Consider the following 548-nt stretch of genomic DNA (forward strand, 5'->3'; position numbering starts at 1 on the left):
TGCTTGATCTTGAACATCACGCGCTTGTCCGGCTGATAGGTCAGGTCGACGGGTTTTGCGATCACGCCGTCGAGTCCCGCGCCCTCGAACTCGTCGAACCACCGGTGCGCCGTCGCGAGGTCGGTCGTCACCGGGGTGACCTGGAATTTCGGGCCCGCGCCAGAGAGCGCGTCGACGAGTGCATTGCGGCGTTCCCCGAAAGGCCGTTGGGTGTAATCGATGTCGTCTCGCGCGAGCAGATCGAACGCGATGAAGGCCGCGGGTGTCTTCTCGGCCAGCATCCGGACCCGCGAGTCGGCGGGGTGGATGCGTTGTTGCAGGGTCTCGAAGTCGAGGCCATGGCCGGCGGCGACGACGATCTCGCCGTCGATCACGCAGCGTCCGGGTAGCTCCGTCCTCGCGGCCGCGACCAGTTCGGGGAAGTAGCGGGTCAGCGGGCGTTCGTTGCGGCTGCCGAACTCGACCTCGTCGCCGTCGCGGAAGCAGATCGACCGGAAGCCATCCCACTTCGGTTCGTAGGACGCGTCCGCGGGAATCGACGCCACCGA

Annotated in this window: 1 protein-coding gene; it reads right to left on the reverse strand. The window is 66.6% G+C overall.

The window, feature by feature from the left end; translation table 11 throughout:
• Positions 1 to 548: ATP-dependent DNA ligase (locus A5752_RS04435; RefSeq protein ID WP_502686658.1), on the reverse strand; the 548-nt coding region annotated here is incomplete at both ends.

This window comes from Mycobacterium sp. 852002-51961_SCH5331710, from assembly GCF_001665535.1.
Lineage (GTDB): Bacteria > Actinomycetota > Actinomycetes > Mycobacteriales > Mycobacteriaceae > Mycobacterium.